The organism is Robertmurraya siralis (genome assembly GCF_005502275.1).
Taxonomy (GTDB): Bacteria; Bacillota; Bacilli; order Bacillales; family Cytobacillaceae; genus Robertmurraya; species Robertmurraya siralis.
The window spans coordinates 24,532-50,694 of record NZ_SWLZ01000010.1; the positions used below are offsets into that span (position 1 = coordinate 24,532).

At 39.3% G+C, this 26,163-nt stretch carries 24 protein-coding genes; 6 read left to right on the top strand and 18 right to left on the bottom strand.

Annotated elements, in window-relative coordinates:
- Positions 1-418 precede the first annotated feature (418 nt).
- The 6 genes from FCJ93_RS13160 to FCJ93_RS13185 all read right to left on the bottom strand — a co-directional run bounded on the left by FCJ93_RS13160 (position 419) and on the right by FCJ93_RS13185 (position 6,253).
- Positions 419-886, bottom strand: a complete 468-nt coding sequence (locus FCJ93_RS13160; RefSeq protein ID WP_137743884.1) for a (2Fe-2S)-binding protein — start codon at positions 884-886, stop codon at positions 419-421.
- On the bottom strand, positions 883-1,719 hold the full coding sequence (locus tag FCJ93_RS13165) for an FAD binding domain-containing protein (protein ID WP_137743885.1): 837 nt from the start codon (positions 1,717-1,719) through the stop codon (positions 883-885). The genes FCJ93_RS13160 and FCJ93_RS13165 overlap by 4 nt, the downstream gene beginning before the upstream one ends.
- A 1-nt stretch (position 1,720) precedes the next feature.
- On the bottom strand, positions 1,721-4,039 hold the full coding sequence (locus FCJ93_RS13170; protein WP_137743886.1) for a xanthine dehydrogenase family protein molybdopterin-binding subunit: 2,319 nt from the start codon (positions 4,037-4,039) through the stop codon (positions 1,721-1,723).
- 14 nt (positions 4,040-4,053) lie between these two features.
- On the bottom strand, positions 4,054-4,665 hold the full coding sequence (locus tag FCJ93_RS13175) for an NTP transferase domain-containing protein (protein ID WP_137743887.1): 612 nt from the start codon (positions 4,663-4,665) through the stop codon (positions 4,054-4,056).
- The gene (locus tag FCJ93_RS13180) at positions 4,652-5,617 is read right to left on the bottom strand and encodes an XdhC family protein (protein ID WP_137743888.1); all 966 of its coding nucleotides are present in this window, start codon (positions 5,615-5,617) and stop codon (positions 4,652-4,654) included. Before FCJ93_RS13180 ends, FCJ93_RS13175 begins: the two co-directional genes overlap by 14 nt.
- 120 nt (positions 5,618-5,737) lie before the next feature.
- Positions 5,738-6,253 carry a DUF3189 family protein gene (locus tag FCJ93_RS13185; RefSeq protein ID WP_137743889.1) on the bottom strand — a complete coding sequence of 172 codons (516 nt, stop codon included), beginning with the start codon at positions 6,251-6,253 and terminating at the stop codon, positions 5,738-5,740.
- Between the two features lie 130 nt (positions 6,254-6,383).
- Here FCJ93_RS13185 and FCJ93_RS13190 point away from each other — a divergent pair, with 130 nt between their 5' ends.
- Positions 6,384-7,631, top strand: a complete 1,248-nt coding sequence (locus FCJ93_RS13190; RefSeq protein ID WP_235879476.1) for a SpoIID/LytB domain-containing protein — start codon at positions 6,384-6,386, stop codon at positions 7,629-7,631.
- A 263-nt stretch (positions 7,632-7,894) separates the two neighbouring features.
- Here the strand turns inward: FCJ93_RS13190 and FCJ93_RS13195 are convergent, their stop codons facing one another.
- Both FCJ93_RS13195 and FCJ93_RS13200 read right to left on the bottom strand, forming a co-directional pair.
- Positions 7,895-8,458 (bottom strand): pyridoxamine 5'-phosphate oxidase family protein, encoded by a 564-nt coding sequence (locus tag FCJ93_RS13195; protein WP_137743890.1) that lies wholly within the window; start codon positions 8,456-8,458, stop codon positions 7,895-7,897.
- Between the two features lie 203 nt (positions 8,459-8,661).
- Complete coding sequence (locus FCJ93_RS13200; RefSeq protein ID WP_137743891.1) at positions 8,662-9,630, bottom strand: MBL fold metallo-hydrolase; 969 nt, start codon at positions 9,628-9,630, stop codon at positions 8,662-8,664.
- A gap of 180 nt (positions 9,631-9,810) precedes the next feature.
- Here FCJ93_RS13200 and FCJ93_RS25465 point away from each other — a divergent pair, with 180 nt between their 5' ends.
- Complete coding sequence (locus tag FCJ93_RS25465) at positions 9,811-10,014, top strand: hypothetical protein (protein ID WP_235879477.1); 204 nt, start codon at positions 9,811-9,813, stop codon at positions 10,012-10,014.
- A gap of 388 nt (positions 10,015-10,402) precedes the next feature.
- Here FCJ93_RS25465 and FCJ93_RS13210 read toward each other — a convergent pair whose 3' ends face one another.
- The 3 genes from FCJ93_RS13210 to FCJ93_RS13220 form a co-directional block, all read right to left on the bottom strand.
- The gene (locus FCJ93_RS13210) at positions 10,403-10,963 is read right to left on the bottom strand and encodes an MOSC domain-containing protein (protein ID WP_137743892.1); all 561 of its coding nucleotides are present in this window, start codon (positions 10,961-10,963) and stop codon (positions 10,403-10,405) included.
- A gap of 23 nt (positions 10,964-10,986) precedes the next feature.
- Positions 10,987-11,799, bottom strand: a complete 813-nt coding sequence (locus FCJ93_RS13215; RefSeq protein WP_137743893.1) for a pentapeptide repeat-containing protein — start codon at positions 11,797-11,799, stop codon at positions 10,987-10,989.
- A 185-nt stretch (positions 11,800-11,984) separates the two neighbouring features.
- Positions 11,985-12,896 (bottom strand): AraC family transcriptional regulator, encoded by a 912-nt coding sequence (locus FCJ93_RS13220; RefSeq protein ID WP_137743894.1) that lies wholly within the window; start codon positions 12,894-12,896, stop codon positions 11,985-11,987.
- 164 nt (positions 12,897-13,060) lie between these two features.
- Between FCJ93_RS13220 and FCJ93_RS13225 the strand changes: the two genes are divergently transcribed.
- Positions 13,061-13,798, top strand: coding sequence for an SDR family oxidoreductase (locus FCJ93_RS13225; protein WP_137743895.1), 738 nt, complete (start codon positions 13,061-13,063; stop codon positions 13,796-13,798).
- Between the two features lie 474 nt (positions 13,799-14,272).
- Here FCJ93_RS13225 and coaA read toward each other — a convergent pair whose 3' ends face one another.
- From coaA to FCJ93_RS13260, 7 genes are all read right to left on the bottom strand, one after another.
- On the bottom strand, positions 14,273-15,217 hold the full coding sequence (gene coaA / locus FCJ93_RS13230; RefSeq protein ID WP_137743896.1) for a type I pantothenate kinase: 945 nt from the start codon (positions 15,215-15,217) through the stop codon (positions 14,273-14,275).
- A 201-nt stretch (positions 15,218-15,418) separates the two neighbouring features.
- Positions 15,419-16,300: a ribokinase gene (gene rbsK / locus FCJ93_RS13235; protein ID WP_137743897.1), complete on the bottom strand. Its 882-nt coding sequence runs from the start codon at positions 16,298-16,300 to the stop codon at positions 15,419-15,421.
- A gap of 86 nt (positions 16,301-16,386) precedes the next feature.
- Positions 16,387-17,343 carry a sugar ABC transporter substrate-binding protein gene (locus FCJ93_RS13240; protein ID WP_137743898.1) on the bottom strand — a complete coding sequence of 319 codons (957 nt, stop codon included), beginning with the start codon at positions 17,341-17,343 and terminating at the stop codon, positions 16,387-16,389.
- Positions 17,344-17,372: 29 nt separating this feature from the next.
- Positions 17,373-18,311 carry an ABC transporter permease gene (locus FCJ93_RS13245; protein ID WP_137743899.1) on the bottom strand — a complete coding sequence of 313 codons (939 nt, stop codon included), beginning with the start codon at positions 18,309-18,311 and terminating at the stop codon, positions 17,373-17,375.
- 2 nt (positions 18,312-18,313) lie between these two features.
- Positions 18,314-19,798 (bottom strand): sugar ABC transporter ATP-binding protein, encoded by a 1,485-nt coding sequence (locus FCJ93_RS13250; RefSeq protein WP_137743900.1) that lies wholly within the window; start codon positions 19,796-19,798, stop codon positions 18,314-18,316.
- Positions 19,799-19,800: 2 nt separating this feature from the next.
- Positions 19,801-20,799: a LacI family DNA-binding transcriptional regulator gene (locus tag FCJ93_RS13255; RefSeq protein ID WP_137743901.1), complete on the bottom strand. Its 999-nt coding sequence runs from the start codon at positions 20,797-20,799 to the stop codon at positions 19,801-19,803.
- 347 nt (positions 20,800-21,146) lie between these two features.
- Positions 21,147-22,193, bottom strand: coding sequence for a substrate-binding domain-containing protein (locus FCJ93_RS13260; RefSeq protein WP_137743902.1), 1,047 nt, complete (start codon positions 22,191-22,193; stop codon positions 21,147-21,149).
- Positions 22,194-22,941: 748 nt separating this feature from the next.
- Between FCJ93_RS13260 and FCJ93_RS13265 the strand changes: the two genes are divergently transcribed.
- Genes FCJ93_RS13265 through FCJ93_RS13275 form a run of 3 tightly spaced genes read left to right on the top strand, consistent with a single transcriptional unit; the run spans position 22,942 to position 26,163 of the window.
- The gene (locus FCJ93_RS13265; RefSeq protein ID WP_137743903.1) at positions 22,942-24,378 is read left to right on the top strand and encodes an L-fucose/L-arabinose isomerase family protein; all 1,437 of its coding nucleotides are present in this window, start codon (positions 22,942-22,944) and stop codon (positions 24,376-24,378) included.
- Positions 24,378-25,229 (top strand): transketolase, encoded by an 852-nt coding sequence (locus tag FCJ93_RS13270; protein WP_137743943.1) that lies wholly within the window; start codon positions 24,378-24,380, stop codon positions 25,227-25,229. Before FCJ93_RS13265 ends, FCJ93_RS13270 begins: the two co-directional genes overlap by 1 nt.
- The gene (locus tag FCJ93_RS13275; protein WP_137743904.1) at positions 25,222-26,163 is read left to right on the top strand and encodes a transketolase family protein; all 942 of its coding nucleotides are present in this window, start codon (positions 25,222-25,224) and stop codon (positions 26,161-26,163) included. The genes FCJ93_RS13270 and FCJ93_RS13275 overlap by 8 nt, the downstream gene beginning before the upstream one ends.

Genomic DNA, 26,163 nt, shown 5'->3' on the forward strand with positions numbered 1-26,163 from the left:
AATATAATTAAACATAACATATATAAATTAGAAATATATATAGTTCACAGAATTGTTAAAAAGGCAGATAGTAATTTTGTATCCTAGTCGACCCTGGAATGGTTATTGCTTTATGTTAATCCCGCAAAATAAGGACTAACAAATAAAAATGAGCAAGGTTGGCAATAACCCTTACTCATTTTTTCAAGATATATCTTTAATAAACTCTTAAAATGCTCAAAAATTTTCTCAGTCGCCATCTAAAAATTTTCTATAATGCTTAATTCGATTTCGCATAACTGAAATTATTGCTGGACCCTTTAAAGTTATCCTATGAATGAATTCAATCCTTCTTTTCAAAGACCTCATTCTAAACTACCAAAAAAGCTCATGTGTTTTTACTAGCCTTTTTTACGGAGCTTTTCAGTCCGTTTCACTCCTATTCATCCGAACTTTTTTCCACTACTGAAAATACCGCTCCTTCAATTTCCTCATACGATGTACAGCGGCAAATATTTGAGGAAAGCCATTCTTTTATCGTTTCGTAAGTGGGATTGGAATGCTTCTCAAGCAACGCCTGAATATTGATAATAAAACCTGGCGTGCAATATCCACATTGAAAAGCAAAATGCTTTATGAAGGCTTCCTGTATTGGTGAATTTTTTAAACCTTCAATTGTTGTGATTTTTGAATCTATTGCCTCAACTGCCAGCATAATGCATGATTTATACACGGTTCCGCCAACAATCACAGAGCATGCTCCGCAGTCCCCGTTTAAGCAGCCCGGCTTTGCGCCAGTTAATGAAAGTTCATTTCGCAGGACATCGAGCAGGGTATCGGCTGGACGAATGACGACCTCCCTAATCTCGCCATTAACGTTTAATGGGATCGCTATTTTCTCCGTCATCCTTCCCCCTCCAATTCAGTAATTATTTCTTCGAGCGTATTCCGTAGCACAAACAAGCGATACTCACGGGAGCCTTCAATATCATCCAATACTTGAGCTGGAATATGATCAATCGCCTGTTGAATTCGGATGTGTAATGACTTATTCGCTTGATTTAATGCGTCCTCCATCTCTGTCGAGCGAAACGGAAATGAACATAGACCACTAAAAGCAAAACGTAGGCGGTTATCGACTTTTATCGAGGAAACCGTTATTAAGGGATAACCTGTTTCCCACTGCTGCCTTTTTTTCAGACTGGCAAACGGCATTGTTATATATTCTTGATCCGTTAAAAGTTGAATAAGGAACTGTCCTTCTTCCAGTTGGAACGCTCCATTAAAAATTTGATGAATCGAAGCAGTCTCTTTCCCACCCTCGCCGGCAATAACCACATTGCTGTCACAAAGAAGAAAAGGCAGCACTGCTTCCCGATAAAAAATTTGCCCGCAGACGTTACCACCAAGAGTAATTTTATTGCGCGCCGTATGATCAGCAACTTCCTTAGCAACCGTACTTAATAGTGGAAAATAATTTCTCTCTTCAATGTAGGTTAATGAAAGTGCCGCACCTGCGATTAATTGATTGTGCTCGAAATTAAATTCCAAACATTCAGATATTGATTTTATATCAATGACAGCATCCATCTGAAGAAGGTTCAGACGACCAAGTGTTAATATTTCGGTGCCTCCTGAATAATAGATGGCACGTTTATTTTCTTTTTTTAACAAAAAGAAACACTCCACTGCCTCTTCAATCGTTTTTGGTTTATAATACTCAAGATTAAATGCCAGCACGTTATTTCCCTCTTTCTTTCATCTTCCACAACACTTCAGGAATCATTGGCAAATAATTAATCTTTACTGAGAGAGCTGTTGAAAGGCTATTGCCAAGTGCAGCTGGCATGCCAATAAGAGCATGCTCACCCACACCTCTCGCTCCGTATGGGGCATCTAAGTGTGGAGTTTCTACAAAAGCAGCTTCATATTTCGGATGTTCTCCAAATCTAAGGGGACGATAGGTTCGAAGTTGTGGATTCAGAACTCTTCCTTCTCGATCAAATCGAAAGGTTTCTCTCGCAGCAAAAGATAAACCCATACTCATTGAACCTTTCACCTGACCGAGCGCCGTTTTTTCATTCAACACTTTGCCTACATCAATAACTGCAACTGCCTTAAGTACCCGATACGTATAGTCTCTCGTGTTCAACTCAATTTCTACTCCTTCAGCACCTACCGTCCATTCCGGACCAGGTCTTCCCGCACCTGTTTCTTTATCTAAATGGGTCATGCCTCGAAGAATATAAGTTCCTCGGCCAATCATTTGCCCTCCAATCGACAAACCTTCCGGAAAGGAATATCCGTAGGCGATTTCTTTTATCGGGATGTATTGCTTAGGTTCTTCTCTAACATACACTTTTCCATAACCTACTTCTAAATCCTCCGTCGATGCTCTTAACAAAAAGGAAGCCAAACTCTTCAATTGTTTAATGACATCCTCTGCCGCTGTCAATACCGCCCTCCCTGCCATAAACGTTCCTCGGCTTGCAACGGTTTTCCAATGCTCTGGTGTACTTTGCGTATTCACACCCATTTGCACATGAATTTCATTTATATCCATTTTTAACTTTTCCGCTAGAATCTGAGCAAGAACTGTTTTCGTTGCGGTTCCAATCTCCACAACACCAGAAATGAGATTAATGCTGCCATCTTTATTAAAAGTTAAAATAACACCTGAGCTAGCATCTGGATCAATCGTTGATGTTTTCCATACACAGCTAACTCCTTTTGCCCTCACCTTGTTTGGACCAACATCAATAACTTGGCCTTCCTCCCAATTGAGCAACATTTTCAATTTCCGAATACATTCTGGCAAGTTTCCAACCGTACTGGAATTTAGCACAACTTGTGTGGGAGTGGTATGTCCTGGCAGAATGGCATTGCGCGCTCTCAATTCAAGCGGATCCATATTCAGCTTCTGCGCCAATACATCCATCGTTCGTTCAAAGGCAAAATGAACCTCTGAATGGCTAAACCCCCGAAAAGGTGCGGGAAATGGATGATTTGTATACATACACAAGGAATCACACCAAATATTGTCAATATGATAAGGGCCTGTGCAATCAACAGCCCCTGCTCTGCTTAAATCAATCGCTTTATCCGAATACGCTCCCCCATCCCATAAAAAAAGGATTTCCGCCGCTTTAAGAATACCTTCTTTTGTACAACCTAACTTTACCTGCGCCTCCAAACCGATATGACCAGGCGAGGTGACCATATCTTCTTCACGCTCATTGACGATTTTCACCAATCTTCCATTTACCGCCTTTGTGGCAAGGTAAGCTAATAGTTCAAGCTGAACCGATGCCTTTCCTCCAAAAGCACCTCCGACCAAAGGGGTATTCACAATAATACGCCCTAATTCAACATTAAAATAATCAGCTATTAATCTTTTAATCATAAAAGGTGCTTGTGAGGAAGCCGTTAATTCTATCATTCCATCAGGATGAATTTGTGCAAAAACAGCGCGGGTTTCCATCGCAGCATGATCAGAAGGTCTAAAGGCAAATGCCTCTTCAACGATCACCTCACTTTCCTGCCAGCCCTTTTCCAAGTTGCCTTTGCGAATTTTCGTTTTGCTAGCAATATTTGTACCTGGCACAGGGTAAACCATGTTTATTTTTTCGTAATTTTCGAGGTCGGGATGCAATAGTGGAGCATCTGCCTTTAATGCCTCGGATGGTGAATTGACGACAGGGAGAAATTCATAATTGACTTTGATTGCCTCTGCCGCCTGCATGGCCTGAAAAGGGGTATCCGCAACAACAACGGCTACAACCTCTCCATAATAGCGGACTCGCTCCTTTGCAATCGGGTATCGATCCTTCATTTCCTCTCCTGTGAGCGGCAAATTTTCGCCAGTAATAATCGCACGAATACCATTGATCTTTTCTGCGCTAGATGTATCAATCTGTTTAATGTTCGCATGTGCATGTGGGCTTGTCACCAATCGTCCATAAAGCATTTTTTTTGACTCAAAATCCGCAGTATATTTTGCATGACCCGTTACTTTTTCAAGGGAATCCTTACGCATAATGCCTTTTCCGATAATATGCATGGAGTGGCCCTCTTTCATCTTAATTTATCATTTATTTCTCGATACTCTTCTCTTGTATCAATATCGAGAAATAATCTTTTATCTTCAAACGGTACAATCCTACCCTTTATATGCGGGCGTTTCATCAATAGATGTTTTATTCCATTATCGCCGTTTAACTCGTCAACGATCGGAAAAATAGATTTTCCCATCAACAAAGGAGGTCTGATGATATTCTGGTAGCTAGATGCCACATATTCAACCTCTCCTTTAGAAAACACAGAAATTAACTCATTTAACATTGAGGCTTGAATAAACGGTTGATCAGCTAAAAGAAGCATGGCCGCGTCTGCATTCATTTCTTGTGCCGTTCGTACCCCTTCTTTTAGAGAATAAGACAAACCTTGCTTCGATTCTTTACATGTTACAACAGTTAGTTTTTCTCGAGCATAGGTTTCCCAATCAATTGAGGATTTCTCATTCGTGACAACAATGATATGGGAAATAGTTGTCTGTAAAGCTGTGTGCAGTGCATGCGCTCCTAAAATCAAATTACCTAATGGAAGTGCCAATTTATTGTCCCCCATCCTTTTGCTGCTGCCCGCTGCAAGATAGACCCCAACCATATGTAAGTCAGTTGCCATCATACTGTCTATACTTCTGAATGATTTCAGCCATAATACTGACAGCAATTTCTTCAGGGCCTTGTGCTCCAATCGGAAGACCAATCGGAAAGGTCACTTGCTCTTGATTTACCATATTGCGAAGCAGACGTCTCGTTCTCTCCTTCGATCCCAAAACGCCAATATAAGCAGCATTATATTTCTCCACCGCAGTTAAAAATTCTTGATCTTTAGAAAAGTTATGACTCATTACGACGATGAAGTTACTTTCGGAAATACGGAGTAAATTGACAATTTGACTAGGTGAGCCAATATAATATTCGTGGACATTCGGAAAGATTTCTTCGTTGCAAAGCGCTGGTCTCCAATCACAAAGTTTGACAATAAATCCAATTTTCACAGCGAGTTCAACTAATGGTTTCGCATCCTCTCCGGCACCAAACACAACCATAATTGGCGGTGGCGTGAAGTAATACGTAAAGCGATGCCCTTCTTCCGTTCTATAAAGATTACAGGAGATGTTCGATAAGAGGTCTTCATCTACAATTTCAAATGAGCTTTTTTTCAGTGTATAATCAGCGAATAATTCTTTTTCATGGTAAACGGCATAACCTTGTACAAGCGCCTCTTTCACACTCAATAGGCTAGCATGCAACGTTTCGGTGATCGGCTCCAATAGAATACGCATCATTCCATTGCAGCCCATTCCTTGCCCCCACCCTGCATCATCTATGGCACTCGTATCATACAACACCGTTTGTGGTAATTCTGTTTTAAATACTTCTTTACTTCTTAAAATCAAATCCTCTTCCAAGCAACCCGGGGAAAGGAGTCCTGCCTTATCTCCATTTTCCTTTATGATCATGAAGGTGCCTTCCCTTAAATATGCAGAGCCTTCTACTTGGATGATCGTTGCCAAAATACATTTCTCAGCTGCCTCTTGAATGGATTCCAAAACTTTCAGTGTTGATAACATAAGTTTTCACCACCCATTTCCCACCTCATATTTTAAAATTATGACAGATGGCACCGAAAAATCCCTGAAAAAATACAAAAACTGCTAAACCGAAAGATAAGCAAGCAGTTAAGCAGTTTCTTAAGCCTGATATTTTTTGTTTTCGATCGTAATGACGAGTTCATTCTCCTTTTCCTTCGCTATACGTTTTGTTTCTTCGACGAGTTGATAAACATTTTTACAGCATTTCTGTGCCCCTTTAATAAGCAGCGGTACCCCAACAGCATCCCATCCCAAGCCCCTCGAAAAAAATCCTCCTAATGTCATAGCGAGGGGCACAACAGGAGAGGTATTGGAGAAAATGATCTTTTCTTGCAACCCAACCTGTTCACTCAAAAGGAGACTATATTGATAAAGTGAAGGAATGACTAATTTTGAAGAGCGTTTTCCAAGCGTATAAACTGGATTGCCTTCATCATCCTCACCATGATAAATAAATTTTCCCGCATCACGTTTTTTTAATTTATTGAAATAAGGGATAGACAATACTTCCTCTTTTTCAAGGACTTCGGATGGTTCATTAATCATTTTAAGATGATAAGCTGCCGCCAATGATGTGGAATGAGTGCCACCAAAGTCATAATATATGTATATCATTGAATGCCCCCATTAAGTTGTGCTATTTTTAGCACTATTTTTCCGCTAATCGTTCATTTTATTCTCAGTGATTTCTCTGGACGCATAATCAAAAACGACATCATCAATAATAAATGATATGAAAATTCTAATGCCTTTTATTTTGATAATCCTGTTGTTAACTTGTGCCAATGATGCTGTCGCCGAAGCATTAATCACCGTAAAATTGAAAAACTATCTTGGCGACACCTCCCAAATTAGATTGCGCTTAAAAGGGGAGTATTTTTCGCTAGATCCAACATTGAATTTAACAGAAGGGGTTGACTATACACTTTTCATACAAGGGAAAAGGCTGATTCTTCAGCATGGGAAAGAAAAAATGACAGTAGCTAAGCCTTTTGTTTTATATCCTAAAGGATATGATGAAGAGCACTTGGTCTATATTGACGATCGACCTTATATGGGGGCATTTGAGTTCCAAATTGATAAAGAAAACTACATTAGGCCTGTCAATCAATTACTTTTAGAAGATTATCTAAAAGGTGTTGTACCTTTTGAAGTTTTCCCTGAGTGGGATATTGAAGCCTTGAAGGCGCAAACATTAGCGGCTCGTACGTATACCCTTCTCCATAAGGATGCTGAGCTTGACGATACAATCCATTATCAAGTCTACGGAGGCTACAATCAATTTACTAACACAAAAAAAGCTGTCAATGAGACAAAGGGTGAAATCATTACATTTAAAAATAAACCAATAAGCACATTTTACTCAGCAAGTAATGGCGGAATAACGGAAAGCAATAAAAATGTTTGGGGCGGTGCACCAACCCCTTATTTCCCAGTTAAGCGCGATCCGTATGATCCGGTACAGCCATGGACATTCACAATTCATAAAACACAAATTGATATCGACAGGATCAATTGGAATGAGCCAAATTGGTGGGACCAATTAGAGGAAAAGGATATGGACCTTACATCTTCCATGAAAAATTGGCTTCAACGCCATGGATATATAGGAGATATAAAAATTTTGAGCATCCCTCGTTTTGCAATTGAAAAAGTCAAAAATGAATCATCGCGTTCGATCACTGGTTCGATTCAAATTGAATTTATGAGAAGATTGTTTGATGGGACGATTTTATTCGAAAAGCTCTCCTACGATAATGTCGAATTGAAAAAAATCAGGCCGATCATCGGTGGGTCTCATTTCAAAAGCTATTTAATCAATTCCTTTGAAAATCACCCTACTTCTTATACGATTAGCGGCAAAGGAAACGGCCATGGGGTTGGAATGAGCCAGTGGGGAGCAAGCAAAATGGCTGAACAAGGGAAAACATACAAAGAAATTCTCAAGCATTATTATCCTGGGACAGAAATTAACATCTACAAAGACTCTTAACACTATTGTCTTTCTCCCTGGCATATACTGTACTACAAGAATTTTTCACCCGATTCGACTCATTTCTGTCGATATCCATCTTTCATCATTATATAGGCTAATATCTATCTTTAAACATTTTAAATCAATGACCGTAGCAAATTCAAACTCACCTAGTTACTACGGTTTTTTTGTATCTTTGATAAGGGAAGATTCATATTGATTTTTCCGTCACAGTAATTAGGTAGATAAGCTGCTGTGGGCCTTTTCGAAGAAATTTTCTTTCACTCCTTTTCAAAAGCTTCTCCAATTGGCGTCACAATTCCATCCATACTTATGGAATTTTTCTTTTTACGGTACTCCCTTAATTCTATTTCACCCTTCTTATCTGTCCATTGATGAAGCGTGTTACGCTCTCCTTCATATGTATAATACGGCACACCAAAGCCACATGACGTTTTTACAGTGTCTATCTTTGCATAAATAATTTGGCGGGCACCTGGCAAAATGGAAAAATTCGGCGCCAGTTCATCCCACTCATCCGTTTCAGGTAAAACCACTTTTCCTCTACCATATAATCGTAAGATCAAAGGCGCATTCTCAAATGACAAAAACATAAAAGTAATTCGTCCATTTTCTTTCAAATGGGCACTTGTTTCGTTACCACTCCCCGTTAAATCTAAATACGCTACTTTATTGGGGGTTAAAATCCTTAACACATCGTGTCCTTTTGGGGAAATGTTTACATGACCCTCTCCCGTTAGTGGAGCTGAACCAACAAAAAACAACTGCTGTTTGTTTATAAATTCCTCATGTTTTGGAAGGATAGATGAATAAAGCTTTGCCATAATAAATTCCCCCTTATAAGATAAATTCTTAGTTAAAAGCAGCCTCAGCGCTTCTGACTTTCATCTGAATGTTCTATACTCAAGAATACTATTTTACTCTTAAAATTAAGATGTTCTACATAGTGATTAATGAAAATATGACCAAGTAAATAAAGAAAGCTGGCAGAAGAGCAATAATTTTCCCAATCTCTTGTCACTCCAACCTAAATTCTCCACCATGGCTGCGTAGGCACGTTCTCTGCAGTAACGGCTACGGTTTCGCCGATTTTAGGCGTTATTATCTTCACTTCATTTTTTAATGCTGCAGCAATCGCTCTTTCAACCGGGTCGGTCCACTCATGATAGGCTAACGTGAAACCTGCCCAATGGACAGGAAGTAAAGTTTCTCCTTGCAAATCAAGATGCGCCTGCACCGTTTCTTCCGGTTTCATATGAATGGCTGCCCACCGTTCATCGTATTGACCACATTCCATTATCGTTAAATGAAACGGCCCATACTTTTCTCCGATTTCTTTAAAATGGGGGCCATATCCACTGTCTCCACTGTAAAAAATCCGCCATTCCGGACCTTTAATCACCCATGAACACCATAACGTTGCGTTGCGATCATGTAATCCTCTTCCTGAAAAATGTCTTGATGGAGTACAAGCTAACATAAGATTATGATATTGAAGCTCCTCCCACCAAGAATGTTCTGTAATCTTTTCGGCAGAAATTCCCCATTTTATTAAACGTTTACGTACGCCTAGCGGAACAATAAAGCGGGCTGTTTTATCCTTTAACCGTACAATAGATGGATAGTCCAAATGGTCATAATGGTCATGCGAAATAATAACGGCATCAAGCATTGGAAAATCATCCAGCTTCCGTAACAGACTCCCCGTGTATCGTTTTGTTCCAACCCATGGCAGTGGCGACGGTCGTAAACTAAACATTGGATCAAATAAAAGCTTCTTTCCTTCAATTTCTAAATAAAAAGCTGAGTGTCCAAACCATGTAATTCGTGGAGCAGCTGCATGGGAAATCATTTCATCGGCTTTAAACTCCTCTACCTGAATGGGCACGGCAGGCTTGCGATTCTCTTTACCTATAACAGCATCTTTCAACATGCTGAGCATCGATTTCAAACCCATATTCATCGTCGTTGTAATCTGATTTTCGAATTTTTTCATAGAGATAGACTCCTGTTTCATAAGTTTAAATAAATATAAGGGTGAATATAACATAAAGATACCATTTTTCGCACTATAGTTACATTTCTTTCCCTCTTTCCCCAAAAAACATAACTCCTTCTCCCAACTCTACGAGCATTTGTTGCTAACGCGCTATGAATCACATATGATGACAGTAGATTGGGAAGAGAAAATCTGGACAATCCAAAAGTTGGAAATCTCATTCTCCAATTAAGGAAGGAAAAAGGGCAAACACCAAAACAATTAGCCGAGAAAATGAATATACTGATCGAACCATTTCAAAACGAGAATTGGCTACCGTTGCCCGGATATTTCACTGTTACCAAGCTTGTCCATTCTGCTTGGCGTAAATATAGAATATAGATTACTCGGCGAACGATCAGTAAATGAATTTATTGGAGGAAATATGTGTATGTCCTGCATGTCATAACAAGAGGAAGTATGGACATCTCATGCTGTGGAAAGAAATTAGAACCGTTAGAAGCAAAAAAAGTGGTCCGAAGTCGACCAAGAGTGGGTTATTTCAAGTGAGAACTCGATGGAAAAAGAACATTATATTTCCTTTATCGCTTTTGCTACAGGAGAGCAGGGACAACAGTATCCAAAGTGGAATTTACAAACACGGCTGTCGAAACGAAAACCACGACATGTTCTTATGGTACGATACAAAGCACGGCCTATATTATCAGTATATTTAATTCCATCCGATACTCTGCAACAGTGTGGGTTGCTCCATTAGGTTAGAGAAACTTCATACACGCTCCAATTTTTTAAATGGTCCCTTAGGCAGAACCACTCGGATAGCATCACCGCCTTTCACTACTCCACTTTGTAGAACAATCCCCATAATTCCTGCCTTTCTTACGACATTTCCAGCTGCATCCTTGCCCAAAACCGCCTTCAATAAGCCCGGTTGAAAATGATCAATTTGCGCGCAGGGATTACGTAAACCAGTCACTTTTACAATGGCAGTTTCCCCTATATGTAACTCTGTGTCCCTAGGTAGCATAAGCAATTCTATTCCTGAAGTCGTGATGTTTTCCCCCATTTGACCAGGTTTTATTGTGAAATCTTCCTTTAATTCTGCAAATAATTCTTTATGAAGCAAATGTACTTGCCGTAAATTAGGTTGGTTTGGATCTTTTGCGACTCTCGAACGATGCTTAACTGTAGCACCAAAATGGGCATCGCCTTCCACTCCTAATCCTGCAACTAAATGAATGCTGTCTTTATTCTCTTTGCTGAAAGTATGCTTATCACTTATACTAACCGCTTCGACACGAGCAATTCCTTGTCTTGCTTTTTCTAACATTCCTGCTCCTCCTTTGCATCATCTTACTTGTCTGATTGTGCAAACCAATGCGGTGGCCTTTCTAAAAAGTCTGGTATTTTTGTAGCGATATTTCCGTTAGCAGAATTAATCTGCGCTTGCGTGAGAAAAAGTGCATTTGATAAATCTGCAAACTCCAGATTTGCATCTCTTAAGTCCGCACCAATAAAATCTACTTTTCTTAAATCTGCATAGCTTAAATTAGCAGCTATCAATAATACTCCTCGAAAGCTGCTGCCGCGAAAATTCCTTCCCCTTAAATCTGCGCCCATATAATCAAAGCATCTCTTTTCAGGCTTACTTGCTTGGTTGCCGCGGTATAATTCACTTGTTTTTATTAATAATTTATTCACTTTGCTTCTATGCATATCGATCCCTAATTGAGTTATTTCATTGGGAGCCTTTAAAGTGAGTTCAACCGTTTGCTCATATAGCTTCTTAAGGTCAGCATGAATCGGTTCAGTTTCGTTCAGGCTTAGCGCTTGCGTGAGGTACCATAACATCTCATGCACCTGCTGGATTAATGGAAAGACAGCAAACATTTCCTTGCTAAGATCTGAATGACTTCGCCAATCACGCCCACCAAACATTTTTTGTGACACATGCTGTCCTGCCCCAAAGCATTCATACGAAACACAACCTCGAAACCCCTTTTCCCTTAACTCATGATGTACTTTACAACGATTATCTGATAATAAATTGCGGCAAGGATTTCCACCATCCTTATCAAATGGAAAATCAGCCGACTTGGCATAGGGTAAAGCAACACAGCATAACCCAAAGCAATGCTCACAATCTGACGTTAAAATCTCGTTCATAATCAAAACACTTCCACTTTCTTAATAGATTCATTGCATTTGAAGAAAATGATATTTCCCAAAATTGTCTCGTATCTACAAAATTATTGCCAACATCTGGGCTTTAACTTTATTCAGCAAGGGTTTGTACCCCGACAAAGACATTGAACTAACGCGTATAAAAGTGGGACACTTCACTAAAAGCTTTACTTAATCGAACCTCGCAGCTCTTTTATATCCAATTTCGGTGGCCGTCCGTACTTTCGGGCATATTCTCTGCTGAACTGAGATGGACTCTCATAGCCGACTCGAAAGGCAGCATCAGCAGCTTGTAATGTTTCCGTTAGCATTAAACGCCGCGCCTCCTGCAAACGAACTGTCTTTTGATATTGCAAAGGACTCATCGCTGTGACTCGTTTGAAATGTTTATGAAACGCAGATGTACTCATATTGACTGAGCTCGCAAGTTGTTCGATCGCGAGCGGACGATCGTATTTGCGATTAATCAACTGAATAGCCTTGGCAATGTTGTATGCATAACTGCCGATCATAGCAAATTGTTGAATAGCCGCGCCTTGCTCGCTTTGAAGTACCCGATACAAAATTTCTCGAATAAACAGTGGAGCTAGAACCGAAATGTCACCGGGATGATCTAATAGACTTAAAAGCCGGATGATCGCATCTAGTAGCTCAGGCGATGTACGATTCACTGTTATCGCTTGGTTAGATTCTAATGAGAGTGAAGGAACAGGAGCATTCATTTCTTTCACGATATCTAGAATTATGTCAGCTTCAAAACTTAGTTTCAAGCTTAAATATGGAATTTCAGGCGAAGCATCAATGATTTCTCCAATAATCGGCAATTCTACAGATGTTACTAGGTAAACAGATGGATTATATATGTAAGTTTTATCAGCCAACGTAGCTGTCTTTGCTCCTTGAGCCACTACACAAATAGATGGCTTATATACAGATTCCAACGGCTCAGTTAACTCGGTTGCGTGCATTAGGGATAAAGTTGGAATGGCTGTATCATGAGTACCGTTTGCGGGAGCATGACGAACAATCAACTGTGCCAATTGTTGCAAACGCTGTTTTATACGATGGGATTCATCCATGTTAACCTTCCTTTCTATTAATACGATATTGATTTTGATGGTAGCAAGGCTAAAGAGAAATAGGCAAGAATTGAACAGATATGTTCTAACGACTACAAACAATGCTTCAATATAATGATTATACAAGGCTTAACCAATTAGTTACAAAAAGGAGCGAATTCGTTATGAGTTCATATGAAAAAGTAGCGATTATTACAGGGGCATCACGAGGGATCGGACGACAAATCGCCCTCCAATTAGCAAGCCAAGGTATAAAAGTCGTGGTCAATTACTCTGCGAGTGAACGGAAAGCAAATGAAGTTGTACAGGAGATTGAACAATCCGGCGGGGAAGCTATAGCAATACGTGCCGACGTAAGCAAAGTGACTGAGGTTGACCTGTTATTCTCGGAAACACTTAAACAATTTGGACAAATAGACATTCTCATTAATAACGCAGGGATCATGGAATGTAAAGCCCTTGCTGATGTATCTGAAGAATTGTTTGATCGCCATTTTGCCATCAATGTAAAAGGCACCTATTTTGCATGTCAACAGGCAATGAAACATATGTCGCGAGGTGGAACAATCATCAATTTCTCGACTTCAGTGTCAGGAGCAATGCTGCCGACCTATAGCGTCTACGCTGCTACAAAAGGGGCGATTGAACAACTAACTCGGCAATTAGCAAAAGAATTTGGTCCGAAGGAAATCATTATTAATTGTATCGCACCAGGTCAAGTAGCAACCGAGCTATTTTTACACGGAAAATCACAAGAATTGATAGATTCATTTCGAAAGTTGAACGCTTTCGGTCGCCTTGGTGAACCTGAAGATATTGCAAATGCCATTGAATTACTTGTTAGCGACAAAGGGCGATGGATAACAGGACAAACTATTCGTGTAAACGGTGGATTTAATTAAATCATGTTGTTAAAGCTTGCTTATAAAAATATTTAGAATGGACGATATATTACCAATCGTCCATTCTCCAAAGAAGATCTTAGGATGTAACGATCCTGCGGAAATATAAACGTCCATGGCATACTCACATGCGGTGAAATCACAAGAGCAGATTATGGCTAAAACTTTCCCCTCGATACTGTAAAGCACTCTAACATTCTCAAAAACAAGTGGACAATCCATATAATTATGTACTAGTGCAGTAACGAGCAACTCCTCTTTATGATTAATGGCTTCTTTTAATAGGCTCTGTTATATGTCGGTGTTGATTTTTGGCTCATTTTCTCTTACAATGATCAAATTGATGTGTAGAATTGGAAATTTTTCCAATCAACTGTCGATCTTTCGTAGCTAGCGCTCTATCCCAAGAGGCTTCAAATTTTAACTGCTGCATGCAAAATTACCTCCAATCTTAAATTGGAACTATACCTTCAGCTAATTTTTTCTCACTCTAATATTATCAACTTGATGATTGGAGCTTTTTTCAATTATGAGATCGGCCCGATACTTAGTCGGCAAAATATTCTCCTCTAAATTAACTTTGTTAATTCGATTCCAAATATCTGTAGCGACACCTTCTGCTTCCACATCCGAAAGTTCAGCAAAACGCTTAAAGTATGATTCCGGCTTCGTAAATGCTGTCTTTTTCAGCAATTTGAACCTTTCAACATACCATTTTAAAATATGGCTTTCATCGGCATCCACATAAATGGAAATATCAAAGAAGTCAGACACAACTCTACTAGGAATGCTGCTTCCGACCTGCTTTGGTGTTTGCAGTACATTGATTCCTTCAATAATGACAATGTCTGGCTGACAAACTTGGTGGTATTGCCCAGGAACAATATCATAATATAAATGAGAATAGACAGGAGCCTGGACACAAGGTTCTCCTGACTTAACTGCTGATAAAAAATCAATTAACGCTCTTATATTATAGCTTTCAGGAAATCCTTTTCGTTCAGAAAGACCCTTTGCTTTGAGAACATTATTCGAAAATAAGAACCCATCCGTCGTAATCAAATCCACCTTTGGTCGAGCTGGTAAATCCAGAAGGAGAGATTGAAGAATTCGCGATGTAGTACTTTTCCCTACGGCAACACTCCCAGCAATTCCAATAATAAATGGTGGATTCTTTGTGGCCTTTTTTAAAAATTGATTCTTTACATGATGTGAGAATTTAGCAGCTTCCATATTAATAGACAAATACTCAATGAGCGGCAAATAAATTTTAGAGATTTCCTCATTTGTTAAATTTCCAATGAGCCCTTGTATATGATTAATTTCTGATTGGGTTAAATTAATTTGTGAACTAGGATGTAAACTAGCCCATTCTTCTCTCGAAAAAGAAATGTAGGTTGAATCATGTTCGGTTTGCATTATTAAACTCCTAACATCATTTCTTACTATCATTATTTCACAGGTTCCATTTAGAAACACCCCCGTTAGTTTACCACTGATCCCCCATAAAGAACACTCTTACTTTTCGTAACTTCTTAGGCGATGGGCGATGTAACAAGCATGCTCAAAACCGTTTCAACCATTAAACGAGAAGAAAAGGGAGATGACAAACATCCCCCACTACCGTATTTTCAAAACTTCATCAAGGGTAGGCATTCCTTTTTGTGCTCCCATTTTTGTAATTGAAAGCCCAGCAGCGCAGTTCGCGAAATGAATGGCCTCTATTAAATCCTGCCCTTCGGAAATAGCAACACCAAACGCACCAGTAAATGTATCTCCTGCTCCTGTTGTATCAACAATTTCCACGTTAATCGAAGGAACCGTTATAATGTTTGTCCCATCACAATAGGTCACTCCTTCTTCACCGCGTGTAATTAATAATTTATTTGGATACCTTTTTAATACTTCATCCATGGGATCTGATGTGTTCAGGACCATCTTATATTCATGTTCATTAGGTGTAATATAAGTGATGCATTTTAATATTTCATCAGATAATGCAAAAGCTGGTGCAGGATTTAAGATGATCGTTTTGTTATATATTGATAAAAAATTCGCAATGTATTCAATGCTTTCCAACGGGATTTCATGCTGCAACAAGATGACATCATAATTTAACAATTCCTTCGAAACATTTGTTAAATACTCTAAATTGGTATATTGATTTGCTCCTGATGCCACAATAATGCGATTATCATGTTCACAAATCTCGATGATCGCCACACCTGTTGCTATGCCCTCCACGATATTAATAAAAGCTGTCTCTACTCCTTCCTCTTTTAATATTGCTCTCAAATTCTCTCCATTTTGATCAATGCCCACCGAGCCAAACATCGTAACATTTCCACCAAGCCTTGCTGCCGCAACAGCTTGGTTGGCTCCTTTTCCACCTGGAGATGTAAAAAAATGGTTTCCGAGTACGGTTTCACCCTTCTTTGGCATAATGTCTGTTTCTACGACAAGATCCATGTTGATACTACCCACTACTGCTATACGTGCCATACATCAGCATCTCCTTATATAACGTGTAAAAAAATACCCCTTTATTTATCTTACATAAAGGGGCACCTTTTCTTATTACTTAATGATTATTTTGAATCTGACATATAAACGTCAACTAATACTTCAGGTTCTGGCTTTGTACCATCTTTAAGATAGGCATCAACGTAGTTTACAGCTTCTGCTCCGATAAATTCGAAATCTTGTACTGCTGTTACCGCCATTATTCCTTCATCAATTAAATCATAAGCCTCCTGAGCTCCGTCAAATCCAATCACAATGATACCATCATCTTGTCTGCCAGCTGTTTCGATAGCACGTACTACACCAACAGCCATTGTATCGTTTTGAGCGAAAACCACATCAATATCATCATGCTTAGCTAATAAATCTGACATTGCTGCTTCAGCTGGTGCCATAGAGAAGTCACCTACAGCTGTATCTATAATTTCAAATTTGCTGTCAGGATTTTCCTTTGGATCGATGACACTTAAGAATCCACCTCCACGTTCACGTTGCGGAGCTGTCCCCATAACACCTTCTATGTGAATAACTTTGCCACCTTCAGGCAACTTCTCTTGTAACCATTCACCAACAAGTTTTCCACCTTTAAGATTATCTGTTACTAAATAAGATAATACGCCATCCACATCCACTGCTCTATCAACTGTTACAACCGGAATATCTTGAGCAATAGCTTCTTTTAATGCATTGGCTGTTGATGATTCATCGGCAGGGTTGATAATTATGGCATCTACACCCTTTTGAATTGCATCTTCAACTTGAGATGGCTGATTAGAAGCATCATTTTGACCATCATAAACCAGCACTTCATACCCTAATTCTTCACCTTGTGCCACTACAGAATCACTTAGAACATGGAAGAAGGGATTGCCTAAATCCGCCATAAGTAAAGCGATTTTACCTGAACCTTCACTCTTTTCTCCTCCATTTCCTCCATTTGCCTCTCCACCGCTTTCATTGCTGCTGCATCCTCCTAAAATGAAAAGGAATACAGCCAGTAAGACTAAAGAAAATTTTTTCATTGTTTGCCCCTCCTAATATCTTTTCTTACTTATCTAGCACTCTTGCGATCTAAAATGACCGCAAGGAGAATAACTAGCCCTTTAATAAATTGCTGGAAGAAAGCTGAAACTCCGATAATATTAAGGCCATTATTTAAGACCCCAATAATGAGAACCCCAATAAAGGTTCCAAACAATCTCCCTCTACCACCTGCTAAACTTGTGCCACCAATAACAACTGCCGCAATCGCATCTAGTTCAAAGCCTGCTCCTGCAGTGGGCTGTGCTGAGCTTAAGCGAGATGTTAATACAACACCTGCTAACGCTGACATCATACCACTTATGACATAAACCCATGTCTTTATCCTATTGGTCGGTATAGAGGAAAGCCTAGCAACCTCCTCATTTCCTCCTATCGCATAAACACCGCGGCCGAAAACTGTATTCTGCAATAAAATTAATAGAATAAGAAAAGCTACTACAAAAATAATCATTGGAAATGGAATCCCCAGTATACTTCCCTGGCTAAAGAAATCTAGTACAGGTGCATCCTTCGTTACACCGGAAGCTGGAATCCCATCTGAAACAATCAACGTAAGTCCATTAAACATCGTCATTGTTGCTAATGTGACGATGAAAGCCTGTAGCTTCAGCTTAGAGATAAAAAATCCATTAAAATATCCGAGTAAAGCACCGATCGCTAATACAGCTGGGATTGCTAGTAAATCTGGTGTTCCCCCAGTGATCATCAAGCCAAGTATCATCCCTGAAAACCCCAATATCGCCCCAACTGATAAATCAATACCTCCGGTTAAGATAACGAATGTCATGCCAAGTGCAATCAGTCCGTTTATGGATACTTGTTTAAAGATATTCAAAATATTATACATAGTTAAAAATTGCGGATTAATAATGGTTACAATCAGCATCAGCGCAAGCAAAACAATGATTGTACCGAATCTGTTGTATATACTTCCTAACTTCTCCATGCTTATACCCCCCCACCTGTTGCATATTCCATGATTTTTTCTTGAGTCGCCTCTTTAATATCGAAAATTTTCTTAAGTTTTCCTTCATGCATAACCGCTATACGGTCTGAAATTCCAAGCACTTCTGGAAGTTCACTCGATACGACGATAAGAGCAACTCCTTCTTTTTTTAATTCATTAATAATTTCATAGATTTCTTTTTTGGCACCAACATCAACGCCTCTTGTCGGTTCATCAAGGATAAGAAGCTTGGGTTTTGTGATGAGCCATTTCGCAATAACAACCTTTTGTTGATTTCCCCCACTAAGGTTTCCAACATTTATTGTCTGATTAGGGGTCCGTACATTTAACTTCCTTATATACTCCGCGACGACCTCTGAAATCTGCCCTTTTTGAATAAGTTTGTTTTTCGTAAAGGTTCTTAAAGAAGGCATCACCGTGTTTTCAGCTACTGAAAAACTGAGTATTAACCCTTCATTTTTTCGATCCTCGGTAATGAAACCGATTCCTAATCTTTGTGCAACAATAGGAGAGTTAATTTTAACTTCCTTCTGGTTGATATACACTGTTCCAGAATCAAAAGGAATATTTCCAAATATCGCATGCATGATTTCTGTCCGGCCTGAACCCATTAATCCAGAGAAACCAAGAACCTCACCTTCACGTACCTCAAAATTGATATCCTCAAATTTGCCTTTATGTGTTAATTCTTTAACCGATAACACTACTTCTCCTGGTTCCACATCAACTCTTGGGAATCGGTCGTCTAGGTCATACCCTACCATCATGCTGACAATTTCATCAAAGTTTGTTTCTGCAATCGTTTTCTGACCAATGAATTCCCCGTCACGCATGATTGTGATTTCATCACATAACTCAAATATTTCTTCCATGCGATGAGAGATATATACAAATGAAACACCTTTTTCTTTTAAATCTCTAATGATTTTAAAAAGCAGATCAATTTCTTTGTCCGTTAATGCCGCTGTCGGTTCATCCATGATAATTAACTCTGCTTCCATTAAGAGCGCTTTCGCAATTTCCACAAGCTGGCGCTTTCCTACGGAAATATCCTTTATTAATGTGTTTGGATCAACATCCAAACCAAGTAATAAAAGTTTTTCCTTCGCAAGCTTTGCCATTGTTGTCTTATCTACTAATCCGAATTTATTCTTGATTTCTTTCCCCAAAAACATATTATCCACAATGCTCATTTCATTCAGAACGTTTAATTCTTGGTGGATAAAAGCAATTCCCTTATTTTCACCATCTCGAATACTTTCGATTTCTTGAACTTCCCCATTGATTTCGATCTTACCGGAATCCTTCATATAGACCCCTGTTAAAATTTTCATCAAGGTTGATTTACCAGCACCATTCTCCCCCATGAGGGCATGAATTTCTTTTTCTTTAACATGGACCCCAGCATTTTTTAAAACTTGGACATCCCCAAAGCTTTTATTAATGTCCGTCATTCTTATTTCCATGGTCACACCCCCTGAACAGAGTTATTTTGTAATTTAGTGGTTTCCCTTTTTATTAGCCTTGGTTCTATTGATATACGTTGTTCTTGAACCTCTTCGCCTCTTATCAGACGAATAACCACATCGGCCAATGTTATACCTACTTCTTGTACAGATTGCTCTATCGTCGTTAGCGATGGGTATAAAAATTCCCCAATATAACTGTTGTCGTATCCAATTACTTGGACTTCTTCAGGAATTTTTACCTTTTTAAGTTGACAATATCGGATGACTGTTGCTGCAGCGATATCATTAAAAACAAAAATTCCATCATACTTCTCAATATCTTCAAGTGCCCGAATATTGGACTCTAGCATTTTCCGCTGAAAATCTGTATCAAATTGAAGAAGGTCGATTGTTATCTGTTTCTTATCGGCTTCTTTTAAGAAGCCATTGCATCGGTCTGTAATAGCACTGGAGTAAATTGGACCGGATACATGAACAATTTCCCGGCAACCGCATTCATAAAGATGATTAAAAGCAAGCTTTCCCCCTTTAACATTATCAGTCGCAACAGTAACAATTTCATCGGAGATAACGCTTTCAAAGGAAACAACTGGAACACCAAGAAATGTATACTCTTCCTTGCACCGGCTTCTCACCGTAATAATTCCGGCCACCCGATGGCCTTGCAAGACGTTAATATAATGTTGCTCCTTTTCCAGCTCGTCGTTCGTATTACAAAGAAAAATAGAGTAACCCGCTTTACTTACAACCTCTTCAATAATGAGAGCAAGCTCGTTGAAATATGGATTTGATATGTTAGGAACGATAAGACCAATGATTTTGGAGTTTCTATTAAAGATAGCCCTCGCCAGTTCATTAGGTCGATAATTCGTTCTTTCAATCGCTTCTTCGATTTTTTTCTTTAGCTCATCACTTACATACCCTGTATTGTTGATATAACGAGAGACCGTAGCGATCCCTACACCTGCCTCCTTGGCAATTCTCCGCATGTTTGTCATAATCCCTCACCCCTTTAATGTTGGCAAAGTTCCCTACAAGGGTAAGCGTTTTCATCTATACGTAAAAATAAAGAACAGTTGACTAGTTCAATAATCCGAGTAAACATTTTACTGTAATTTAAGGTAAGAGTGAATACCGCACTAAATTATTTTAGTATAAATTACACTAATAAACAGGTTGATTGAACTATGAAACATGTTCCATGAGTAGATTCTAAAATATTTTAGTTTAGGTGTCAATGGATAGTTTTAAGTTTTTTCAAACTATTTCTAATTAATACTGGTTAATACTGTATAAAAAGGTATAAATACATAAAAAAAGGAGAATCACATCCTCCTGGAAAATATTATTTACTAAAATTTTTTACCGATTTTCTCTCAATTATTTTTGTGTCGACAACTGTTTTGATCCCCATTTTATCTTTCTCTTCAATAAGCCGAATAAGCTGTTCAACTGCTTTTAATGCCAATGTCTCCTTATCTACATGAACAGTCGTTAACTCCGGAGAGATAACCACAGACTCCTTTATATTATCAAATCCAATCACCGATATATCATCCGGAACGTGAAGACCGATTTCGTGCAACGATTTAATTACACTAATGGCTAGGTAGTCATTCTCACAAAACAAAGCAGTCGGCAATGTTTCTTTTTGCTCCATTTTCTTTTGTATTTCTTTTTGGAATCTTTCTTGAGAGGATAACACGGTTGGAGACATAAAAAACACATCCTCCTCCTTTGAAACAAAGCCATATTCTTCCTTGGCTTTTTGAAATCCCCGCTTTCTATTTTCAAAATTATGCATTCTGTATTCCGATTGAACATATCCTATATGTTTATGACCTTGCTCAACTAAATAAGCACTTGCCTGGTAGGCACCCATAATATTATTCATCACAACAAAATCAACATTTAACTCATGTACGTAAGTATCTAATACTACTAAATTGGGGTTATTTTTCGATATCTTTTCTATTTGTTTTTTTTCTAAGTTCGTTCCTAGTAAAATAATGCCACTATGTTCAACTTCATCATTTAGTTTAGCAATATCCTTATCAAACTGACTTATATCTACTGTCGAAAACATTAATGAATACCCCAATTTCCTACAATGCTCCTCAATATAATGTATGAGTTCCATAAAGAATGGCTGTTTATGATATTGCAAGCCAATAAACCGTGCATCTGAAAATACTAAAAAACGAAGTATCTTTTTTGTGCTCCCATAAACTTGCTCCGCTTTAACCATTGAACGGGGTATATAGCCCGTCTCCTTTACAATTCGTAAAATCTTATCCCTAGTTTCTGAGCTAATTCCTGGTTTCCCGCTAAGAGCAAGGGACACAGCCGACTTCGATACGTTAGCTTTTTTTGCTATATCATCTAATTTCATTACTTTGCCACCGTCCGTTACATCATTTTTTTAAATTATTACTTCCACCCGTACAATATTTGCAATTCCCAAAGATATATGATTAAGTCCTCTCCAAAAGAACAAAATTCTACGGTATGCCTGCCGTGAACAATACTAACTGTTTTCATAAACAATTTTAGTTTACTCACATTTTTCGATATGTACAAGTCATAACCAAGTTTATAGTAAATTGAATATACCATCTTTACTAATCCATTACTCAACTTTCACATCGATAATTGGGTGATGAGTTCTATCAGCAGCAGTCCGCCGATGTTGTTCAAAAATGGTGATTAACACCTAAAAAAACACCCCTCCGTTTAGTAACGTTGCTTTGACTAAAACTACAAAGCCATACAGCTAAGTGACTCATGAGGGCTGATTATGGAAAATCAAACTACACAGACCAACGGATATGAGGTGGTCGCTTTTATGATCTCTGCGAAGTGATTTATGAGCTCCATTGAGGGTTTCACTCCGGACTGTTACCCTAAATTCTCCAATAGTCCTAAAAAAAGTAACAAAAAGAGGCAAAGCTCATCCAATATCAACTACAGTACTGCCTTGCAGGCTTACCTAGCTACATCAAGGTCTAGCAGCTTATTTCAATGTTCAAAAATTAAGTTGATTATAAAATAATTTAGTAAAAATACTAAATTATTTTATTGACGTCGAATTTTTACGGTGTTACGATTTGATTAAATCAACACACAAGGAGGAAATAGAGGTGGCTAAATTAAAATTAGGTTATGCCCCAACTAGACGTTTTACGTTTAGTGCAGAGGATGCTTATCGTTATAAGGTACAAATTCGCGAAAAAATGGAGTCTTTTGGCTTAGAGATCGATATTGTTGATTTAGAGGGAATAAACTCCGAAGGCTTATTGTATAACGATTTAATTGGTTCAGAAGAAATCCTTAAACGTTTCAAAGAAGAAAATATAGATGCGGTCTTCTTCCCTCATTGCAACTTTGGAACTGAAGATACGGTTGCTCGCGTGGCAAAAGAATTAGGTAAACCTGTGCTTTTATGGGGACCTCGGGATGAAGCACCACTTGAAGATGGAATGCGACTAAGGGATACACAATGCGGTTTGTTTGCTACCGGCAAAGTTCTCAGAAGATTCAATGTTCCGTTCACATATATTACAAACTGTCGTGTTGACGATCCCATCTTTGAACGTGGATTTAAAAACTTCATTGCTGCAGCTAATGTTGTAAAGGCTTTCAATTCTCTACGAATCTTGCAAATTGGACCACGCCCTACTTCCTTCTGGACGATGATGTGCAATGAAGGAGAACTATTGGAGCGTTTCGGAATTGAGCTCCACCCTATTACACTAGAAGATATAAAGAGAGCCTCCAAGAAGGTCGAAAAGAAAGACACTCCTGAACTAGCTGAAGCGATTGAATATATTAAAACGAATTTGGATGCCATTGATGTAAGTGATGAAGATATTAGAAGAATCGCATCCTTAAAAGTAGCGATGAAAACCATCGCAACAGAAAACAAGTGTACAGCCATTGCCATCCAATGCTGGTCTTCCCTCCAGGATTCAATGGGAATCATGCCTTGCTTAGCAAATGCTATTTTAACAGATGAACAGATTCCAGTTACTTGTGAAACGGATATTCATGGGGCAATCACTTCTGTCATGGTTCAGGCAGCTACACTCAATACTTGTCCAACTTTCTTTGCTGATTTAACGATTAGACACCCAGAAAATGATAACGGAGAGCTGCTCTTCCATTGCGGTAACTTTCCTGTATCGTTGAGCGTGGAAGATAAGCCGCAATTAAGAAGACATTTCTTATTTGATGACCATTCACCTGGTACACATGAAGGAGAAATCCGCGGTGGTTCGATGACTCTCGCCCGCTTTGATGGTGATCACGGTGAATACTCTATTTTCTTAGGCAAAGCGAAAGGAATCGAAGGTCCTTACACAAGAGGTTCCTACGTTTGGGTAGAAGTAAACGATTGGCCTCTTTGGGAAGAAAAGTTGGTAAAAGGGCCATACGTCCACCATTCTGTTGGAATACACGCAAATGTGATTCCAGCTTTATACGAAGCATGTAACTATATTCCCGGTTTGAATCCTGACCCAGTTGACCCGACCGAGGAAGAAATTAAAGCATGGTTAAGAGGGAGTGATTTAAAGTGATGGACATCATTGACTTAAAGAAAAAGGCTGCCGAAATTCGCATTCGCCTATTTCAAATGATTCATAATGCTAAAGCTGGCCATACTGGCGGATCCCTTAGTAACACCGATATATTAACCGTTCTTTACTACCACACGATGCGCCATAACCCACAAGAGCCAAAATGGGTTGAACGCGACCGATTTATCGCTAGTAAAGGGCACTCTGTTGAATCTTTATGGTGTATTTTGGCTGACCTTGGATACTTTCCAAAAAGTGAATTAGAAACGTTTTCTCAATTTGGAACTAGATTAATCGGACATCCGAATAATAAAGTTCCTGGAATTGAAATGAATACAGGTGCTCTTGGACACGGGCTTCCAATTTCAGTGGGCATGGCTCTAGCTGGCAAAAGAGATCATAAAGATTATCGCGTGTTTTGCTTAATGGGAGATGGAGAACAGGCGGAAGGCTCCATCTGGGAAGCTGCCATGTCCGCTTCCCATTACAAGCTTGATAATTTAGTAGGGATCATCGACCGTAACAGCCTGCAAATTAGCGGAAACACGGAAAATGTGATGGGACTGGACCCTCTTGATAAAAAGTGGGAGGCCTTCGGCTGGCATGTCGTGTCCATTGATGGAAATGATATTGTTTCCTTGATGGAAACCTTCAACTCTATTCCATATACAGAAGGAAAACCAACTCTGATCATTGCCAATACGGTAAAAGGAAAAGGGGTTTCTTTTGCAGAGAATGCGATTGGTTGGCACCATCGCGTTCCTAGTGATGAAGAATTAGCTCTTGCCATAAAAGAACTAACAGAGCAGATCGAGAGCTTGGTCTCTAAGGAGGGGCAACCACATGAATAAAATTGCAAACCGCCAAGTAATATGTGATACACTCATGCATTTAGCTAAGGATAACCAAGATATTATCGTTCTTGCAAGTGATTCCCGTGGTTCTGCAGCGATGGGTCCGTTTGCCGAAAAATACCCAAATCAATTTGTTGAAATGGGAATAGCCGAGCAGAATCTGGTGGGAGTGGCTGCAGGGTTAGCCCATAGCGGGAAAAAGCCGTTCATCACTTCACCAGCTTGTTTCCTGAGCATGAGAAGTATCGAGCAAATAAAAGTGGATGTAGCCTACTCTGGTACGAATGTCAAACTTGTAGGTATCAGTGGCGGAGTTAGTTACGGAGCTTTAGGGATGTCTCACCACTCCTTACAGGATATCGCCGTAACACGGGCGATCCCAGGTCTTGCCGTTATGCTCCCTGCTGACCGCCATGAAACAAAAAAAATGACCGAAGCACTCGTGCATTATGATGGTGGAGTGTATATGCGAATTGGTCGCAATCCTGTAGAGGATGTATATGAATCAGATGACTATGATTTTCAAATCGGCAAGGCAGTACGGTTACATGAAGGAACTGATGCCACGATTATCGCATGTGGTGAAACCGTAAAGGTCGGACTAGATGCATGTGCTCTTCTTGCCCAAAGGGGAATTCGTACCCGTCTTGTCAATATGCACACCATTAAACCACTTGATACTGAAGAAATCATTAAAGCTGCTAAAGAAACTGGCTTTATCGTCACTTTAGAAGAGCATAGTATTTATGGCGGGCTTGGAGCAGCGGTAGCAGAGACTACTTCCCAGCATTGCCCAGTTCCATTGAAAATTCTCGGAATTCCAGATGAACCGCCAATTGCTGGAAAAACGGCTGAAGTATTCAACCATTACGGAATTAGTGCTGGGAATGTTGCAACAATCATTGAAGAAGGCCTCAGAAAAGAGGGATAA

Coding starts and splice junctions, on each gene's coding strand:
- FCJ93_RS13160 (WP_137743884.1), bottom strand. CDS start 886: ATGACGGAGAAAATAGCGATCCCATTAAACGTTAATGGCGAGATTAGG.
- FCJ93_RS13170 (WP_137743886.1), bottom strand. CDS start 4,039: ATGCATATTATCGGAAAAGGCATTATGCGTAAGGATTCCCTTGAAAAA.
- FCJ93_RS13175 (WP_137743887.1), bottom strand. CDS start 4,665: ATGATGGCAACTGACTTACATATGGTTGGGGTCTATCTTGCAGCGGGC.
- FCJ93_RS13180 (WP_137743888.1), bottom strand. CDS start 5,617: ATGTTATCAACACTGAAAGTTTTGGAATCCATTCAAGAGGCAGCTGAG.
- FCJ93_RS13185 (WP_137743889.1), bottom strand. CDS start 6,253: ATGATATACATATATTATGACTTTGGTGGCACTCATTCCACATCATTG.
- FCJ93_RS13190 (WP_235879476.1), top strand. CDS start 6,384: ATGCCTTTTATTTTGATAATCCTGTTGTTAACTTGTGCCAATGATGCT.
- FCJ93_RS13195 (WP_137743890.1), bottom strand. CDS start 8,458: ATGGCAAAGCTTTATTCATCTATCCTTCCAAAACATGAGGAATTTATA.
- FCJ93_RS13200 (WP_137743891.1), bottom strand. CDS start 9,630: ATGAAAAAATTCGAAAATCAGATTACAACGACGATGAATATGGGTTTG.
- FCJ93_RS13210 (WP_137743892.1), bottom strand. CDS start 10,963: ATGTTAGAAAAAGCAAGACAAGGAATTGCTCGTGTCGAAGCGGTTAGT.
- FCJ93_RS13215 (WP_137743893.1), bottom strand. CDS start 11,799: ATGAACGAGATTTTAACGTCAGATTGTGAGCATTGCTTTGGGTTATGC.
- FCJ93_RS13220 (WP_137743894.1), bottom strand. CDS start 12,896: ATGGATGAATCCCATCGTATAAAACAGCGTTTGCAACAATTGGCACAG.
- FCJ93_RS13225 (WP_137743895.1), top strand. CDS start 13,061: ATGAGTTCATATGAAAAAGTAGCGATTATTACAGGGGCATCACGAGGG.
- coaA (WP_137743896.1), bottom strand. CDS start 15,217: ATGCAAACCGAACATGATTCAACCTACATTTCTTTTTCGAGAGAAGAA.
- rbsK (WP_137743897.1), bottom strand. CDS start 16,300: ATGGCACGTATAGCAGTAGTGGGTAGTATCAACATGGATCTTGTCGTA.
- FCJ93_RS13240 (WP_137743898.1), bottom strand. CDS start 17,343: ATGAAAAAATTTTCTTTAGTCTTACTGGCTGTATTCCTTTTCATTTTA.
- FCJ93_RS13245 (WP_137743899.1), bottom strand. CDS start 18,311: ATGGAGAAGTTAGGAAGTATATACAACAGATTCGGTACAATCATTGTT.
- FCJ93_RS13250 (WP_137743900.1), bottom strand. CDS start 19,798: ATGGAAATAAGAATGACGGACATTAATAAAAGCTTTGGGGATGTCCAA.
- FCJ93_RS13255 (WP_137743901.1), bottom strand. CDS start 20,799: ATGACAAACATGCGGAGAATTGCCAAGGAGGCAGGTGTAGGGATCGCT.
- FCJ93_RS13260 (WP_137743902.1), bottom strand. CDS start 22,193: ATGAAATTAGATGATATAGCAAAAAAAGCTAACGTATCGAAGTCGGCT.
- FCJ93_RS13270 (WP_137743943.1), top strand. CDS start 24,378: ATGGACATCATTGACTTAAAGAAAAAGGCTGCCGAAATTCGCATTCGC.
- FCJ93_RS13275 (WP_137743904.1), top strand. CDS start 25,222: ATGAATAAAATTGCAAACCGCCAAGTAATATGTGATACACTCATGCAT.